The organism is Paenibacillus profundus, assembly GCF_021369635.1.
GTDB lineage: Bacteria > Bacillota > Bacilli > Paenibacillales > Paenibacillaceae > Paenibacillus_B > Paenibacillus_B profundus.
On sequence record NZ_JAJNBZ010000025.1, the window covers coordinates 1 to 17,654 of the forward strand.

General features: G+C 48.6%; 13 protein-coding genes, 1 tRNA gene and 1 rRNA gene. 14 read left to right on the top strand and 1 reads right to left on the bottom strand.

Going from position 1 to position 17,654, the window contains the following annotated elements; translation table 11 throughout:
* The first annotated feature begins 70 nt into the window (after window positions 1–70).
* The 13 genes from rrf (at window position 71) to LQV63_RS22810 (ending at window position 14,232) form a co-directional block, all read left to right on the top strand.
* Window positions 71–187: ribosomal RNA gene (gene rrf, locus LQV63_RS22750) — 5S ribosomal RNA — on the top strand.
* Window positions 188–843: 656 nt separating this feature from the next.
* On the top strand, window positions 844–2,307 hold the full coding sequence (gene guaB / locus LQV63_RS22755; RefSeq protein WP_019421137.1) for an IMP dehydrogenase: 1,464 nt from the start codon (window positions 844–846) through the stop codon (window positions 2,305–2,307).
* 120 nt (window positions 2,308–2,427) lie between these two features.
* A complete protein-coding gene (locus LQV63_RS22760; protein ID WP_233698416.1) occupies window positions 2,428–3,825 on the top strand; it encodes a D-alanyl-D-alanine carboxypeptidase family protein in 1,398 nt (465 codons plus the stop codon).
* Between the two features lie 182 nt (window positions 3,826–4,007).
* A complete protein-coding gene (gene pdxS / locus LQV63_RS22765) occupies window positions 4,008–4,889 on the top strand; it encodes a pyridoxal 5'-phosphate synthase lyase subunit PdxS (protein ID WP_233698417.1) in 882 nt (293 codons plus the stop codon).
* Window positions 4,890–4,912: 23 nt separating this feature from the next.
* Entirely contained in the window at window positions 4,913–5,506 is a 594-nt protein-coding gene (gene pdxT / locus LQV63_RS22770; RefSeq protein WP_019421140.1) for a pyridoxal 5'-phosphate synthase glutaminase subunit PdxT, read from the top strand.
* A gap of 157 nt (window positions 5,507–5,663) precedes the next feature.
* Entirely contained in the window at window positions 5,664–6,947 is a 1,284-nt protein-coding gene (serS, locus tag LQV63_RS22775; RefSeq protein ID WP_233698418.1) for a serine--tRNA ligase, read from the top strand.
* 80 nt (window positions 6,948–7,027) lie between these two features.
* A tRNA-Ser gene (locus tag LQV63_RS22780) sits at window positions 7,028–7,116 on the top strand.
* Between the two features lie 108 nt (window positions 7,117–7,224).
* Complete coding sequence (locus tag LQV63_RS22785) at window positions 7,225–7,581, top strand: hypothetical protein (RefSeq protein WP_233698419.1); 357 nt, start codon at window positions 7,225–7,227, stop codon at window positions 7,579–7,581.
* 16 nt (window positions 7,582–7,597) lie between these two features.
* Window positions 7,598–7,768: a hypothetical protein gene (locus tag LQV63_RS22790; protein ID WP_019421143.1), complete on the top strand. Its 171-nt coding sequence runs from the start codon at window positions 7,598–7,600 to the stop codon at window positions 7,766–7,768.
* Window positions 7,769–7,796: 28 nt separating this feature from the next.
* Window positions 7,797–7,955, top strand: coding sequence for a small acid-soluble spore protein P (locus tag LQV63_RS22795; RefSeq protein WP_019421144.1), 159 nt, complete (start codon window positions 7,797–7,799; stop codon window positions 7,953–7,955).
* Between the two features lie 280 nt (window positions 7,956–8,235).
* Window positions 8,236–9,159: a YitT family protein gene (locus tag LQV63_RS22800; protein ID WP_233698461.1), complete on the top strand. Its 924-nt coding sequence runs from the start codon at window positions 8,236–8,238 to the stop codon at window positions 9,157–9,159.
* Between the two features lie 148 nt (window positions 9,160–9,307).
* Entirely contained in the window at window positions 9,308–10,363 is a 1,056-nt protein-coding gene (locus LQV63_RS22805) for a DUF6612 family protein (protein ID WP_233698420.1), read from the top strand.
* 266 nt (window positions 10,364–10,629) lie between these two features.
* Window positions 10,630–14,232 (top strand): endo-beta-N-acetylglucosaminidase, encoded by a 3,603-nt coding sequence (locus tag LQV63_RS22810; protein ID WP_233698421.1) that lies wholly within the window; start codon window positions 10,630–10,632, stop codon window positions 14,230–14,232.
* A gap of 170 nt (window positions 14,233–14,402) precedes the next feature.
* Here the strand turns inward: LQV63_RS22810 and tadA are convergent, their stop codons facing one another.
* Window positions 14,403–14,885, bottom strand: a complete 483-nt coding sequence (gene tadA / locus LQV63_RS22815) for a tRNA adenosine(34) deaminase TadA (RefSeq protein ID WP_036704050.1) — start codon at window positions 14,883–14,885, stop codon at window positions 14,403–14,405.
* Between the two features lie 403 nt (window positions 14,886–15,288).
* On the opposite strand from tadA, the gene LQV63_RS22820 reads away from it, so the two are divergent.
* Complete coding sequence (locus LQV63_RS22820; protein ID WP_233698422.1) at window positions 15,289–17,622, top strand: ATP-binding protein; 2,334 nt, start codon at window positions 15,289–15,291, stop codon at window positions 17,620–17,622.
* The last annotated feature ends 32 nt before the right edge of the window (window positions 17,623–17,654 follow it).

The window sequence follows — 17,654 nt, forward strand, 5'->3', positions numbered from 1 at the left end:
AAGCAATAATGATTCGAAGCAGTTGAAACTTTCGCGTTCAGTTTTCAAGGTGCAAACCCTTGAATACCTGTTTGGTGGCGATAGCGGAGGGGTTCCACGCGTACCCATCCCGAACACGACCGTTAAGCCCTCCAGCGCCGATGGTACTTGGACCGCAGGGTCCCGGGAGAGTAGGACGTTGCCAAGCAGACGAAATCCACTGACTCATGTCAGTGGATTTTTTGTATACAAGCACGTATCTGCTCCTGCTGTTACTTTCCCTTATAGGTGTGAAACAAAGGAAATCAACACTATTGCAGCTCATAAGGAAAAATAGACGCAATGGGCACGTTATATGTACTTTTGCAGGTAAGATCGCGTCCCCCAATCGTCGTATGAGTGAATCTTGTCTTTAGGTAAGACCAACTTATCCTTTTCTTTCGCAAAGATTTCAGTCAAATGCTAGTCTATTCTTAGGTATATTATAGTAATTATGCATCTACAGCCCATCAAAATCTGGAAGCACCTTCACAAATATGAAGTCTGGCAGTAGGTGGAACGTGCTATTTTTCATTTTTGCAGCCATTTTGGTTGAGTGAAAGAATGATACAGTGCGACCTTTCTCATACTAATTAGCAGTAATTTGATTTGTATACGTGGGGAGGACACTCTAGATTTTGAAAATTATTGAAAAGCATTGAAACATCCATTTCATTAAAAGCCACTTATTCTTGACAGCCTTATACCGCTTTGCTAAGATTGCAATAATATATTCAGAGAGATGACGTAAATCGGAGGACAAGCCCCGTCTCACAAGGGTTCAGCCGATGGATCGCCAATTTAAATCAAGGGAGGAACTTTCTGGTGTGGGAATCTAAGTTTGTAAAGGAAGGTTTAACATTTGACGATGTGCTGTTGGTGCCGCGTAAATCGAGTGTATTGCCACGAGAAACAGATGTATCGACACGCTTAAGCAGCAAAGTGAAGTTAAATATTCCTTTGATTAGCGCAGGTATGGACACGGTTACCGAGGCTCCGCTTGCCATCGCAATTGCACGTGAAGGCGGAATTGGTATTGTTCACAAAAATATGCCAATTGAACAGCAAGCCGAGGAAGTTGACCGCGTTAAGCGTTCGGAGAGTGGTGTCATTACCAATCCGTTCTCTTTGTCGCCTGAACATACGGTAGAAGAGGCTGATCGCTTGATGGCCAAATATCGTATTTCCGGTGTGCCGATTGTCGATGACAATTATAAGCTGGTCGGCATTTTAACGAACCGTGACCTTCGCTTCGTGCATGACTTCAGTATTCTCATTAAGGAAGTTATGACGCATGATAACTTAGTGACGGCAGCTGTCGGAACGACGCTCGAGGAAGCGGAAGTTATTTTGCAGCAGCACAAGATTGAGAAGCTGCCGCTGGTAGATGAGACGAACACGTTGAAAGGTCTCATTACCATTAAAGATATCGAAAAAGCGATTCAATACCCGAATGCAGCGAAAGACGAGCAAGGGCGTCTCCTGTGCGGCGCGGCGATAGGGATTTCGAAAGATACGTATGAGCGTGCAGAAGCGCTTGTTCAAGCGGGCGTGGACGTCATTGTCGTCGACTCGGCTCACGGCCATCATATCAACATTATTGAAGCCGTCCGCAAATTGCGCGGCTTATATCCAGAGTTGACGATTATCGCGGGCAACGTCGCAACAGGTGACGCGACTCGCGACTTGATCGAAGCTGGAGCGTCCGTCGTTAAAGTCGGTATCGGGCCAGGCTCTATCTGTACAACACGTGTCATTGCGGGTATTGGTGTGCCACAAGTTACGGCAGTGTACGATTGTGCAGCGGTAGCGCGTGAATACGGCATTCCGGTTATCGCAGACGGCGGCATCAAATATTCCGGTGATATAACGAAAGCTATTGCGGCAGGCGCAGGCGCAGTTATGCTTGGCAGCTTGTTCGCAGGTACAGAAGAGAGTCCAGGCGAATCCGAGATTTATCAAGGACGCCGCTTCAAGGTATACCGTGGGATGGGTTCCCTCGGCGCTATGAAGCAAGGAAGCAAGGATCGCTATTTCCAGGACAATGACAATGAGAAGAAGCTCGTTCCAGAAGGAATCGAGGGACGTGTTGCTTATAAAGGGCCGCTTGCCGATACGATTCATCAGCTTCTCGGTGGTCTTAGAGCGGGTATGGGTTACTGCGGAACGAATAATTTGCACGAATTGCAAAACGATACGTATTTCGTCAAAATTTCGGGTGCAGGTCTTCGGGAAAGCCATCCGCACGATGTGCAAATTACGAAGGAAGCTCCAAACTATTCCTTGTAACTTGAATCATTTCGTGCAGATTCGACAAAGAAAGGCAGGGTATTACAACCCTGTCTTTTTTTTGCGTGTCCCGCTATGTTAGAATAACTTCATGTGGGATAATACAGGAGAGGAGTTGTCGTGGTGTTGAAGCACAAACAAACATCTAGACGTACAACATGGAAACGAGCGGTCGCGATTGTTACCGCATGTCAAATATTAAGCTTTGCCTTACTGCCTTCAGCAGGAATGGTGGTTGCCGAAGCGGCAGCAACTGCAGCGAAAGGGGAACAAGCTGCAGCGAAGAAAGATGCCTCAGCTCCAGCTCCAAAAGCGACGGCGACGTCGCTCGGTTTAGAAGTGACCTCTGCAATCTTAATGGAAGCCAGCACGGGACAAGTGCTTGTAGATATTGATTCGAACTCGCCTAAGCCTCCGGCAAGCATGACGAAGATGATGACTGAGTATATCGTTATGGAAAAGGTAGGGAACAAGGAGCTCAGTTGGGACGACGAGGTGACAACGCTTGAGCATGCTTCCCTGACTGAAGGTTCCCGTATTTTCTTGGCCCAGGGAGATAAGCATAAGGTACGTGATTTATACATCGCCATGGCGATTGGCTCTGCCAATGATGCCACCGTTGCGCTGGCAGAACACATTGCGGGATCGGAACCTGAATTCGTCAAGCTGATGAACGAAACGGCGAAGAGATTAGGCATGTCTACGGCGCATTTCATCAACTCCACTGGACTTGGAAGGAATGATATGCCCAAGGACTATCGTCCTGAAGGCACTGATGAGACGGTAATGTCTGCAATGGACGTCGCCACGCTTGTGCGTGCTATTGTCGTCGAACATCCAGAATTCAGCGAGTTCACGACAATTCAATCGTTTAAGTTCCGCGAGCGCGATCAGACGCCGATAACGAACTTGAATTGGATGCTGGAAGCGAACAAAAATATTACGAACTTCAAGCGCTACGCCTATCAAGGATTAGATGGAATGAAGACGGGGTTCACTGATCAAGCCAAATATACCTTTGCGGGTACGGCAGTGCGTGATAACATGCGCCTAATCTCGGTCGTTATGGGGACAAGCTCGAAGAGCGAGCGTTTCGTGCAGACGCAGAAGCTGCTCGACCACGGCTTCACCAGCTATGAGGTGAAGAGCGTCGTGGCTCCGAAGAAAGTCGTCGCCGGCGTGGAGGAAGCGCCGATTAAGAAGGGCGTCAAGACGCAAGTTCCGATTGTAACCGAATCGGGCGTAGCGTTTGTTGTGCCGAAAGGTGCCAAGGTAGACGACAAGATTACGCATGCCGAGAAGCTAATCCCGGAAAATGAGTTGGTTGCTCCGATTAAAAACGGGCAAAAAGTCGGAACGATTACCTTTACGTATAAAGATAAAGATGTGGAACAGAAACAAACGGTCAACCTGATCGCGTCAGAGGATGTGGAGAAGGGAAGCTGGTGGCGTCTGTTTTTCCGCGCCATTGGGGACTTTTTTGTAGATTTGTTCAAATCGATTAAAAATTTGTTCTAATCTGCACGAATAAAGGCAATCTATTTGTCAATTCCGACAATATTGGTTGTCTATCCTATGGCGTATCATGTAAAATAAGTGAATGAACCTTGATTTGGCAGGTCGTGTCGTCTATAGGACGATGATTCGTATCGGTTAAGTAACGGCAAGTTAATATGAGTAATGGCAGGGGGCATACAAAGATGGAAACAGGTACAGCTCGAGTCAAACGTGGTATGGCGGAAATGCAAAAAGGCGGCGTCATCATGGACGTCATGAATGCAGAGCAAGCAAAGATTGCGGAAGCGGCCGGCGCAACAGCGGTTATGGCCTTGGAACGCGTTCCTTCGGATATCCGTGCGGCGGGCGGCGTAGCTCGTATGGCAGACCCGACCATCGTCGAAGAAGTGATGAAAGTCGTCTCCATTCCGGTTATGGCGAAAGCGCGAATTGGCCATTATGTAGAAGCGAAAGTACTGGAGTCGCTTGGCGTTGATTATATTGATGAGTCGGAAGTATTAACACCGGCGGATGAAGTGTTCCATATCGACAAAAATGAATTTACGATTCCGTTCGTATGCGGCGCGAAAGACTTGGGAGAAGCGCTTCGTCGTATCGGTGAAGGTGCGGCTATGCTCCGTACGAAAGGCGAGCCTGGCACAGGCAACATCGTAGAAGCGGTTCGTCATATGCGCCTGATCAACAGTCAGATCCGCAAAATCCAGAATTCGTCGAAGGACGAGCTGTATGCGGAAGCGAAAAATTTGGGCGTTTCCTATGATCTGCTGCTTCAAATTCATGAGAGCGGCAAGCTGCCGGTCGTTAACTTTGCAGCCGGCGGTATAGCAACACCATCGGACGCAGCGCTCATGATGCATTTGGGTGCGGACGGCGTATTTGTTGGCTCCGGTATTTTCAAATCGGATAGCCCAGAGAAGTTTGCACGCGCAATCGTGGAAGCAACGACGCATTATCAAGATTATGCCCTTATCGCGCAAGTATCGAAGAACTTGGGTACGCCGATGAAAGGGATTGAAATTTCAAAGCTGGCGCCGTCGGAGCGCATGCAAGACCGCGGCTGGTAAGACAGAAAGAAGGTCAATCACGGATGAACATCGGAGTGTTAGCCCTGCAGGGCGCTGTTGCAGAACATATGCGGAGCTTGGAAGAGGCAGGTGTCAAGGCGGTCGCCGTCAAGCGTCCGGAGCAGCTGGACGAGCTTCAGGGTCTTGTGATTCCCGGTGGTGAAAGCACGACGATCGGCAAGCTGATGCGCAAGTACGGCTTTATTGATGCGATTCGTGCCTTCTCGGCGCAAGGCAAGCCCATCTTCGGCACGTGTGCGGGTCTTATCGTCCTGGCTAACCATATTGAGAGTCAGCAAGGTCCGGAAGAGCCCCATTTGGGGCTGATGGACATGACGGTGCTGCGCAATGCCTTCGGACGCCAACGGGAGAGCTTTGAGACGGACCTGAATGTCCACGGCATAGATGAGCCGGTGCGAGCCGTGTTCATCCGTGCGCCGCTCATTAAAGCGGTGGGGGCTGATGTAGACGTATTGTGCGAAGTGAACGGCGAGATTGTAACGGCAAGACAGGGGCACCTGCTGGCTTGCTCGTTCCATCCGGAACTGACGGATGATGCTAATCTGCATCGTTACTTTGCCGAAATGGTTAAACAGCACCTGAACGTAGCAGGATAAGGAATAGCAAAACACCTTGACTCCGTTCCCCTTAAGGGTAGGGTTAAGGTGTTTTTATCGGATCACGATTGAAATTTGAAATGGCATAGATAGAAACGGTATGTCCTTGTCTCCAGAGAAAGGGCGGTTCAGCCGTTTCTGGCAGGAGGGACAGTCAGTGCTAGACATTAAGTTATTAAGAAACGAGTTCGGACGTGTGGAGCAAGCGCTGCAGAATCGGGGCAAGTCGCATGACATGATTGCTGGATTTCCTGAGCTTGACGCACGCCGCCGGGAGATGCTTCAAGAGACCGAGCAGTTGAAAAATCGGCGTAACGTCGTATCGCAGGACGTGGCGAAGAAAAAGAAAGCTGGGGAATCGGCTGACGACCTCATTATCGAAATGCGTGAAGTCGGCGATCGTATTAAAGCGTTGGATGAAGACATCCGCTTGATTGAAGCGCAGATGGAAGAAATGACGCTAGCGATTCCGAATGTTCCCCATGAGAGCGTGCCTATCGGTCTGTCGGAAGATGACAATGTGGAAATCCGTCGCTGGAACGAACCGAGATCATTCGAGTTCGAAGCGAAGGCGCACTGGGATTTGGCACAGGACTTGGGCGTGTTGGACTTCGAGCGAGCAGGCAAGGTGACAGGCTCGCGCTTCGTATTCTACAAAGGAACGGGTGCGCGTCTAGAGCGTGCGCTAATTAGCTTCATGCTGGATGTGCATACGATGCAGCACGGCTATGAAGAAGTGCTTCCACCGCTTATTGTGAATCGTGACAGCTTGGTCGGCACTGGTCAGCTGCCGAAGTTCGAAGAGGATTTGTTCAAGCTGCAGGGCACGGATTATTATCTCATCCCAACGGCAGAAGTGCCGGTGACCAACTTGCATCGGGATGAAATTCTCAATCTGGAAGACGTTCCGCGTTATTATACGGCGTACAGTGCATGCTTCCGTTCTGAAGCGGGTGCTTCAGGAAGAGATACACGCGGCTTGATTCGTCAGCACCAGTTCAACAAGGTTGAGATGGTAAAGCTGGTGAAGCCAGAGGATTCGTATGCAGAGCTGGAATCGTTAACAGAACATGCCGAGAAAATTTTGCAGCTGCTGAAGCTCCCATACCGTGTAATGGCTCTCTGTGCAGGAGACCTTGGCTTCAGTTCAGCCAAAACGTACGATCTTGAAGTGTGGCTGCCGAGCAGCGGCACCTACCGTGAGATTTCGTCGTGCTCCAACTTCGAAGATTTCCAAGCGCGCCGCGCTAACATTCGTTTCCGTCGCGATACGAAGTCGAAGCCGGAATTCGTGCATACGTTGAATGGCTCGGGCCTTGCTATCGGACGTACGGTTGCGGCTATTATGGAGAACTATCAGCAAGCAGACGGCTCGATTGAGATTCCGGAAGTGCTCCGTCCTTACATGGGTGGCTTGGATGCCATTCATCAGAAGAAATAGGAAACAGTAATAGTTGCATAATAGACAGAATCATGATAGAATAATGACTGTTCGAATTTGCTTTCGGACAGTCATAGTTCGGAGAGGTACCGAAGCGGTCATAACGGGGCGGTCTTGAAAACCGTTAGGGTGCAAGCCCACGTGGGTTCGAATCCCACCCTCTCCGCCATTATACTTCGTAATTGGAACCCACATCTTTTTTGGATGTGGGTTTTTTGCTGCATAAAATAATGACCCCATCCGCAAACTGTTATTGAATAGTGGAGGTGTGGGTCTTATGAATAAGGAAGAGGCAGTGCAAGTCGATCAATCGAGACTCGTTCATGAATGGCAGCAGACGCTGCCGAGAAAGCTGGAACAGGGAGACAGAGCAACCGTCTTGCCAGACGGTGCGAACCCGCAAGGACTTCTTATCCATATCGATACCGCAGGCCGTCAAATGTACTCGTTCGACTTCCAGTGTGCCTATGTGGACTCCCGGGAAGTGGACTTGCAATTACTTGATGTGGAACGGGACGGCTTGCATGTGGATGAACGTACGCAGGTTATTCAGGAGCTGGCACAGAACTACATGCGGCATATTCATGAATGCGCGCAAGAATTGCACGATGTAACACACCATGGAGAATCATGACTCAGGAGGAATGAACATGACGAAAGCCAAAGGCCGCTTGGACAAAAACTTGAGCGGTGTGGTCAAAGATTTGGATGCGGCGCCCGTCAACAGTCATCAATCCCAGCAAATACAGCAGGATCGGAATGATCGCCGTCATCAGGATGCGTTGAATCATGACAAGCCAACTGATTTGGAGCATTTATAATACACTGTAGAGAGGAAGCGACGAAGTTATGAGCAAGTCGAAATCGGTTCCGGTACCAAGTGCGGCTAAGAATCAATCTAACCGCCATCACGCAGGCAATGAGCGCGGTGCAATGCAAGAACCGCTATCAGGTTCGAAGAAAGTGAAAAATGGCAACCACGTGCATCACAACAACCCGGAAGGGTGAGGAACGAACTGCACGGCACATCCTGAAATTTCTTTGATGAAGAGCATGGTTTTTTCCCGCGATATGGGGAAAGTTCCGCGCTCTTTAATTTTTTTACAGGAAAATTGATCCGTTAGGTCCATTCTTGCCTCTGAGTTCGGTATAATAATATTAGTAACAAAAAAGTAACTAAAGAGAGGTGAACGCGGTGACCAATCCCAAAAATGAATATGATCAATCAGATCGAAGCGTTTTATCACAGCACTCAGCCGAGATAGCTGCGGCTCAGGAGCAGAAAGAGATGGAGCAGGCCATTGAGCAGCTGACTGCGATAGAATCCGCAGCGATTGCGTCCGTACAACGTCAGCAGCATACGAGTATAGGGCTATTGAAGCTACTGAAACGTATAATCTTTGTTAGTATTGGTGCCGTGCTGATGGGGGTGGGCCTGGAGCTGTTTCTTGTGCCGAATCAGATTACGGACGGCGGAGTGACGGGGATTTCCATTATTTTGTCACATATTATAGGTGTTCCGCTTGGAGTATTTCTGTTCATTTTGAATCTGCCATTTCTCATTATGGGGTATAAGCAAATTGGCAAAACGTTTGCCCTCACCACGCTGCTTGGAGTTGCAATTATGTCGTTAAGCACGGCATTGTTGCATCCTGTAGCGGCATTTACAGAGAACACGTTTCTTGCAGCTGTATTCGGAGGGATTATTCTTGGAATCGGCGTAGGACTGGTCATTCGCTTTGGCGGATCGTTGGACGGTACGGAAATTGTGGCCATTTTGCTGAATAAAAGGACGCCTTTTTCTGTCGGCGAAATCGTCATGTTTTTCAACCTGTTCATTCTATCCAGCGCTGGATTCGTATTTGGATGGGACCGGGCAATGTACTCGCTTATTGCCTACTACGTCGCATTTAAGATGATTGACATTACATTGGAAGGTTTAAACGATTCCAAATCGGTCTGGATTATTAGCGACAACCATAAAGCGATTGGTGATGCGCTGTTGAGCCGCCTTGGCCGCGGGGTAACGTACATGCAGGGAGAAGGCGGATACTCGGGTGATGAGAAGAAAGTCATTTTTACTGTTATTACCCGGCTGGAGGAAGCCAAGCTGAAATCTATTGTGGAAGAGCATGATCCGCAAGCATTTCTGGCGATTGGCAACATCCATGATGTGAAGGGCGGGCGCTTTAAGAAGAAAGATATTCATTAGAGTGGGTATAAATAGGACGCATTGCGCATGTCAATGAGAATGTTCACTAAATATATTTCTAAGGAACTATATTCAAAATCATACGTATAGGTTAATATGTATTGGGTTAATTTAGACACCATTTAAATGGATAGGGGAGCTGAATTCAATGAACAGATGGATGAAGGGCGCGTTGGCCTTGGTATTTGCCTTCGCTTTAATCATCACGGGTTGCGGTGCGAAGAGCAATCCGAAGGAAGCGGTAGAAGGCGCTTTTGGCAAGTCGCTCGAAATGAAATCATATTCTTTTAATAGTTCGATTAAAATTGATGATTTCTTAGTAAATGCAGCAAGCACCACAACGGATCCGAATGCGCAGATGGTAATAAGCATGCTGAAGAACGCCGAGCTGAGCGTGAACGGTGTCATGCAGCAGGAACCGCTGCAGATGGAAGCGAATCTGGAAGTTAACTTGAAGGGCGATATGGCATTAACCTTTACACTTCCAATCGTCATGAACCAAGATAAGATCTGGGTGAAGGTTCCTAATATTCCGACCCTTCCACTTCCGCAAGATCTGGTCGGCAAATTCATCGAAATGGATTTGAAACAGTTGGCTGAAGAGACAGGCGAGCCGCTTCCGACCGCAGCTGACATGAAGACGATGCAGAATTTCTCCAACGACTTGTTCAAAGCGATTGTAAGCAAATTCGATGAGAAGACATTCTTCTCGAAGGTAGACAAGAAAGATGCTGGTTTGCCGGATACAGTAAAAGCAAAGGAAATTGTGAAGTTCAACGTAACGAATGAGAGCTTTGATCAATTCATGACAACCTTTGTAAAGGACGCAGTTCCAGCTTTGACAGAAGTGGTGAGCAAAGAAGAATATCGCAAGCTGCTTAAATTGGAACAATCTGATATTGATGCGATGAAGAAAGATCTTCAGTCTGATGATAACGAGCTGAAGAAGGGCATCGAGGAAATCAAGAAAACGATGAAGATTAACGAGTTCAGCATGACGACGGCGATTGATAAAGATCAATTCCCTGCGTATCAGCAAATCGTGGCGAACCTTGAGTTTACAGAGGATGGCCAACAGGCGAAAGTAGCTGCTCGCATTACAAACGAATACACGAACATTAATGGAAAAGCGGATTTCAAAATCGGCATTCCAACAGATGTGGTAACAATGGATCAACTGCAACAAATGTTCGGCGGATATTAATATCGTCGTCAAAAACCGACCCTCCAAGTGGGTCGGTTTTTTTGTTGTTGTTGATGTGGCAGGGCATGTGCGCTTTCTCTAGGGTGCTCCCATGACATTGTACCCCAGCATACAAAAAACTACATCTTTTGCCTTTGAAATCCTTGAAAATAGCGCTTACATGGATTAAATACAACGTTCCTTTAGTTTGTACACTATCTATTCCTTGAATAAAGGAGCACAATTAATTAAAGCGTTTACATTACGGAAAAGGAGTTAGAATTCACATGAAGAAGAAGCATACGCCATGGAAAGTCTTGCTCGCAACAACACTCCTCTGCAGCTCTTTGACTGCATTTGCTCCAAATGTTTTTGCCGAACAACCGTATTCGCCGTATTGGTTCCCCCAAGAACTGAAGCAATGGGAGCCTGGCGAAAACAAAGATGATATATTCAACAAATCAAGCATTCCGCTCGCAGATCGCTTTAAAGGCAAGCCCGTCAATGGAACGGCGTCGCCGGACCGCAGCGTCACTCATTTGGCTAGTATGCAAGCGCATACAATCGGGTTCCCTTCCCAAGGCTCAGATGACTTTCACGCGTACGCATTCGGGTATTGGCAGTACATTGATCAGTACGTTGCATGGGGCGGTTCTGCCAAGCAAGGTATTATTGTAGCACCAAGCGCCGACATCATCGATGCCGCGCATAAGAACGGCGTTCCGGTGCTCGGCACCATATTCTTCCCGCCGAACGCTTACGGCGGCGATATCGAGTGGCTGCGTGAAGTCGTTCAAGAAGAGAATGGCCGCTTTCCGATTGCTGACAAATTAATTCAAGCCGCTGAATATTACGGATTTGACGGATGGTTCATCAATCAAGAGACACATGATGGCACCGAGGAAGATGCCGCTAAAGTCCAGAAATTCATGAAATATTTCCAAGAACATAAACCTGCGAACATGAAGCTGCTCTGGTACGATTCGATGGTCAAAGACGGTAATGTCAGTTGGCAGGATGCTCTGAACGAGAAGAACGAATCGTTCTTGCAGGACGGCAGCCAACGCGTGTCCGACAACATGTTCGTCAACTTCAACTGGTTCAAGAAAGGCACTGTCGCCAGCTCCATTGACAAAGCCCAGCAATTGGGTCGCCAGCCTCAAGACCTGCTGTTCGGCATCGACGAGCAAGCAAGCGGCTTCAACCCGAACTGGAACAAGCTGTTCGAACAGAGCAAGGACGCATCTGTGGGCTTGTACCGTCAAGACTGGACGACGTTCCATAACTCGGAGGATTCGGAAGATTTCTATAACAAAGAGAGAATGTATTGGGTTGGCTTGAACGGCACGCCAGAACGTCCGGTCAAGGACGGCAAGGATTGGAAAGGCGTCTCTAATTACATAGCGGAAAAATCCGTCGTCAACGACATGCCATTCGTGACGCACTTCAACACGGGTCATGGCAAGCAGTTCATTGTTCAAGGCGACGTCGTGTCCAACAAGACATGGAACAACTTGAGTCTGCAGGACATTATGCCGACATGGCGCTGGATTACGAAGAGCGACGGCGACCCGCTGAAAGCGGGCTTCGACTTTGACCGCGCATATTACGGAGGAAGCTCATTGAAGCTTGAAGGACATCTGTCGCCACAGAACAGCACGACTGCGAAGCTGTACGCTGCAGACTTGACGGTAAGTGAGCCTACTGTCGTATCCGCAACCTATTTTTCAAATGCGAGCAATTTCGACGTGAAGCTTGGACTCACCTTCAAAGATCAACTGAATGATGTCGTCCTTGTCGATCCGGAAGGCATTGCAGATAGTGCACTAGCCGTTCAGCGGACTGTTACGGCTGCGACTTATCGCCAAGTTTCTGATCTAGCTGCCAGACACGCTGCGGACACGTTAACAGCGACAACACCAGCAACTGATCCGGAACACACTGCTTCCGTAACGGACAGCGTGTACAAGCCAGGACAATGGAATACGATGAAGTTCTCATTGAAACCTTTTGCAGGGCGTGAAATTTCCGAGGTGTCCCTATATGTAGGCAGCAAGCAGGACATTGCTGATTTCTCCGTCAACATTGGTGAATTGTCCGTGTATAACGAATCGAAGCAAGCTGTTCTTCCGGGTGTGACGAACTTATCCGTTATCGACAACGAAGTGAAGGAAGGCATTTATAGCGATATTCGCTTATCTTGGGACAAATTGTCCGGTGATGTGCACCACTACGAAGTGTACCGGGTGAATCAGGACGGTTCGAAGGCGTTCTTAGGCGCGACGCCGAATTCAGCATACTACGTATCGAACATTCGCCGCGAAGGCAAAGAATCGCATTCAACGCTCCAAGTCGTTGCAGTTAGCCCGCAATTCACACGTGGCGAGTCAACTCGAATCAACATGGAATGGCCGGCTTATCCGAAGCCTAGTGCTGACTTCACGGCAGAGCATGTCATTGTAGAGCCAGGCGAAGCTGTGAAGTTCATCGATAAGTCTTCCGAAGTAACGGAAGTTCGCAGTTGGGAATTTCCAGGCGGTACACCTTCGTCCAGCACGGATGCGAACCCTGTGGTTGTGTATGACAAGGAAGGAACATATCCAGTTATCTTGACCGTCAAAAATAGCGAGGGCGAAGACGTGAAGCGACAAGAGCAATTCATCCGCGTCACTCGAGATGAAGTTGCGCTGGCTCGCAACTTGGCGCTCGGCAAGGAGGTTACCGCAAGCAGCTTCGTCAGTGACGGTGAAGCGCCGAAATTCGCTGTGGACGGCAAAGTGACAGACAACAGTAAATGGTGTGCCGTATATACGACGAAGGACAAGTTCCCTCACTGGATGACCGTGGATTTGGGCAAAGATGCGAAGCTGAGCAAATTTGTCATTCATCACGCAGAAAGCGGCGGTGAGGGTCCATCCTTGAATACACGAGGATTCAAGATTCAACTCAGCAATGATGGGGAGAATTGGACGGATGCGGTCACGGTGACGGATAACAGCTCGGCTGTATCCACACATCAGATTCCGCTGACAAATGCGCGTTACGTAAAGCTGATTACGACGCAACCGTCTCAAACCAGGGCAGACGTTGCTGCGCGCATTTATGAATTCGAAGCTCATGGCGTCTATGCGAAGACAACAGACGGCGATGGCAACTTGGGCGACAACGGTTCAAGCGATAATGGAAATAGCAGCAACAACGGTTCAAGCGACAACGGAGACAGCAGCAACAGCAGCTATGACAGCACATCGTCTACGACCGTTACACCGACACCGGATACGACAACTGACAAATCCGGTGACAAACCCGGAGACAATACAACAGGCGATAAAGGTACAAATGATACAAAGCAGCCTGTTACATTTACTGATTTGAACGGACACTGGGCACAGGACGCGATTCAACGTCTGGCTAAAGAGCAGGTTATCACTGCTTATCCAGATGGCACGTTCAAGCCGCAGCGAAGCATGACGCGTGCGGAAGCGGCAGCCATGTTCGCGCGCGCGATGCAATTGAACCCGGGCCAAGCAAGCTCTATCCAATTCGCCGATGTGGATGACAATTATTGGGCAAAAGGGTTCATCGAAGCCGCAGCGCAGCAAGGCATCATCGTGGGCAATGATGCGAAGCAGTTCAAACCGAACGATTCGATTACACGCGAAGAACTGTCCGTGATGATCGTTCGCGCACTGAAGCTGACCGACGGCGCGCAAGCATTAACGTTCACAGACCGTGATGCCGTAGCACCGTGGGCACACGAAGCAGTGAAGATCGCAGCAGGCCATAATCTCGTGAAGGGTTATCCGGACGGAACCTTCCAACCGAAGCAATCCGTCAGCCGGGCTGAAGCGGCCCTTGTGATGAACCGTGTTATGGACAAGCTTCAATAGTGTATCTCGCCATATAAGCCGCCTCCTGGGTCATCTACTGACTCGGGGGCGACTTTTTTTATTATTCTAATCTGAATCTTAACCTTCGGCATACAGGAGCGGCAGTGAGGCAATGACATTTGACTCGGCTGTGTCGTAGATAAGATAGTGGATTCAGGAAGAGGGAGCGTTTACTCCTTTTTGCGCAGACGGCGAAAAAACTGGGTCAGCATCGCCGCGCATTCGTCACGCAGTATGCCATCGATCACGTCCGCACGATGATTGAAACGGGACTCCTGCAGCAGATTCATAAGCGTTCCTGCGCAGCCTGCCTTCGGATCAGTCGTCCCGTAGACGACACGTGGTACGCGTGACTGCACGATGGCTCCCGCGCACATCGGACACGGCTCCAAAGTTACGTATAATGTGCAATCGAGCAGGCGCCATGCCTGCAAGGCTTCGCTCGCTTGTCTTATGGCAATCATCTCTGCGTGGGCAGTGGAATCAAGTGTCGTCTCGCGCAGATTGTAGCCACGCCCTATGACGTCATCTCCGTGGACGACGATAGCGCCAATCGGCACCTCACCGATGGCTTCGGCTTTCTTCGCTTCTTCCATTGCGATACGCATCCAATGCTCGTGCTGCTTCATATCTTGCGGTTCAAGTGGTTGCATGTTCAAGCCAAAAACTTCCTTTCTTGGACAACGTTTCAGACTCGGCTAGAGGGTAGACGCCAAGGTGTGCAAAAGTCTAATCGTTATTCCCCGAACAAATATTCGTTGTTAACACTCTGTGCACAAGTATGTGGATAAGTATAAATTTACTCACACTATTATACACATATTATCCATAACTGTTCACATTATGTGAATAAGTTGTTGATAACTATTTTTTGGCGCACAATCATACTCTGAACGCTACAATTATACTCTCTTCCAGCAGTATTATCCAAAAACGATAGACAAATCGCTGCAAATTAAGATATGATTCGTAGAGAAGCTACAAATAAATACAACATTTGTCAGGAATATTCGTCATTATGAACAGGCGATAAGATAGACCTGATAGAGGTGAAGCATGCGACTTTCAATCAAAGCCAAGTTATCCATCTCCATATCCATCATTGTACTCGTTGTTCTTCTGCTTCATATGGTCCTCACCTACAATGTCACCAAGGACAAGCTTATCGAAGAAATACAGCAGCGTATGAACGTAATTGCACAGCAAATCAATGTATCCGTTCAGCAATCTCGATTGACCGCCAAGTCATTTGAAGTACAGCTAGCAGAAAAGCTGCAAATGGCTTCCATGTATGCAGCGGGTAAACTCCCTCCCCGTATCGACCAAGTATCAAATGAGCAACTACAGTCGATCTGTAAAGACCTAGGCATCTCCCATATGTCTTTGCTTCGTGCGGTGCCTGACAGCAGCGATATTATTATAGAGCGTTCTTCGGATCCGAGCGAAATCGGGATGTCCACAAAAAAATGGGGATACTGGCATACAGCATTTCAACAGCTGCTTGAGGCGCAACAAGTGTCGATTGCAAAAGGGGAGAAGCTGAAGAATTTCTGGTCCGGTCCATTTGATGTATCCACGTCCAACCCGAATCATATTGATAAATGGGGCTACTATTACGATGGCAAGCGGGATTATATCATTAATCCTTATATCCGCGATGATCGAGTGGATACGTTTCTTGAACTGACGAAGCCGGATAATCTAATCGAGCGGACAGTCAAGACCCAAGCGAGCGTCATTGAAATAGCTGCGCTCAACCCGGAGACATTCGACAGACCGCCGAAATTGACCGTGCGTCACGACGGCATTCAATTTGTTCGTCAGCAGGACAGTGCAGTGCTATATGGGAGCTATAATCTAAAGCATGGCCATGACAAGCAGTATGTGGATGAAGCGCTGGAGCAAGCGAAGCCGTTGTTCTATGAAGGACAGTTCGGTAACAGGACTATCATTAAAGGGTTCATCCCGATCCACGCTGAGAAGCCATATGTTTTGAATATTGCGATGGATTCCGATTCGCTCATGGCGACGCTGCATGATCAATTGATGCGGAATATCGCGATAGGCGTCGTACTGTTGGAGATCGTTCTCATTAGCAGTTATATATTGTCTGGGATGCTGATTCGCCCGATTCAATCAATATTAAATAAAGTAAACATGATATCGGTCGGTCATTTTCATACGAAATTGAACATTGAGCGCAAGGACGAGCTCGGACTTCTTGCACAGCGGATTAACTCGATGGCACGTAATCTGGATATGTCCACCGAACGGCTGCGGACATTGTATGAGGAGAACCGGGCGATGAAGGAGCATCTGGAGTCGTTCATCAACCAATCGAAAGATGCGATTCATGTGACGAACTTGCATGGACAAATCGAACGTGTCAATCAAGCGTTTGTCGATATGTACGGTTGGACGACAGACGAGGTAATCGGCAGTTCGCTGCCTAATATACCTGAGCACTTGCGAGACGAAGAACGCAAGATCGAAGAGTCGCTGCAGGCGGGCGATCCCGTAAGTATCAGAGAGACGACGCGGCTTACGAAGGATGGGCACCTGCTCGATGTGAGTGTCAGCACGTCGCCAATTTATGACGAAGCGGGTGAATGCATCGCTTGGGCGAGCATTACACGGGATATGACGAACCGTAAGCGGATGGAAGAGCTGCTCAGACGCTCCGAGAAGCTGACGACAGTCGGGCAATTGGCAGCGGGCGTCGCGCACGAAATCCGCAACCCGTTGACGACGCTGCGCGGATTTTTACAGCTGCAGCAGCAGACGAAGCGGATGAACGACGGGCACGTGGATATGATGCTGTCGGAATTGGACCGGATTAATCTCATCGTCAGTGAATTTCTCATTTTAGCGAAGCCGCAAGCAGTAAGCTTCCAGGCGAAGGATGTTCGTATCATATTGCAGGAGGTTCTTTCTCTATTAGACAGTCAAGCGCACTTGTATAACATTGAATTCGTGAAGCATTTCGATCAGGAAATTCCGTTGGTTAATTGTGAAGAGAATCAGCTTAAGCAGGTGTTCATCAACATTATTAAGAACGGAATGGAGGCAACGCCGAGCGAAGGGGAGATCGAGCTGCGCGTGGAGGCTCGGGGAACCAATGAGGTGGTCATTATCATTAAAGATTATGGCATTGGCATACCAGCAGCTCACCTGGCTCGTCTGGGTGATCCGTTCTTTACCAACAAAGAACAGGGAACTGGTCTTGGCTTAATGGTCAGTCAACGCATCATTCATAATCATCGGGGAACAATGGACATTACGAGCGAGCTGAATCAGGGGACAGAAGTAACGATTGCACTCCCGGCAGTGGAAGTTGTGGAAGATCAGAAGACGTCGTGCCCGCTTCTACGAAGTGGAGCTCCAATGTAAACAAATACAGGGTGCCCTGCCGTACACGATAA

Bases quoted from the DNA above. Each gene is read 5' to 3' on its own strand.
- pdxS (WP_233698417.1), top strand. From the start codon at position 4,008: ATGGAAACAGGTACAGCTCGAGTCAAACGTGGTATGGCGGAAATGCAA.
- pdxT (WP_019421140.1), top strand. From the start codon at position 4,913: ATGAACATCGGAGTGTTAGCCCTGCAGGGCGCTGTTGCAGAACATATG.
- LQV63_RS22785 (WP_233698419.1), top strand. From the start codon at position 7,225: ATGAATAAGGAAGAGGCAGTGCAAGTCGATCAATCGAGACTCGTTCAT.
- LQV63_RS22790 (WP_019421143.1), top strand. From the start codon at position 7,598: ATGACGAAAGCCAAAGGCCGCTTGGACAAAAACTTGAGCGGTGTGGTC.
- LQV63_RS22795 (WP_019421144.1), top strand. From the start codon at position 7,797: ATGAGCAAGTCGAAATCGGTTCCGGTACCAAGTGCGGCTAAGAATCAA.
- LQV63_RS22800 (WP_233698461.1), top strand. From the start codon at position 8,236: ATGGAGCAGGCCATTGAGCAGCTGACTGCGATAGAATCCGCAGCGATT.
- LQV63_RS22805 (WP_233698420.1), top strand. From the start codon at position 9,308: ATGAACAGATGGATGAAGGGCGCGTTGGCCTTGGTATTTGCCTTCGCT.
- LQV63_RS22810 (WP_233698421.1), top strand. From the start codon at position 10,630: ATGAAGAAGAAGCATACGCCATGGAAAGTCTTGCTCGCAACAACACTC.
- tadA (WP_036704050.1), bottom strand. From the start codon at position 14,885: ATGCAACCACTTGAACCGCAAGATATGAAGCAGCACGAGCATTGGATG.
- LQV63_RS22820 (WP_233698422.1), top strand. From the start codon at position 15,289: ATGCGACTTTCAATCAAAGCCAAGTTATCCATCTCCATATCCATCATT.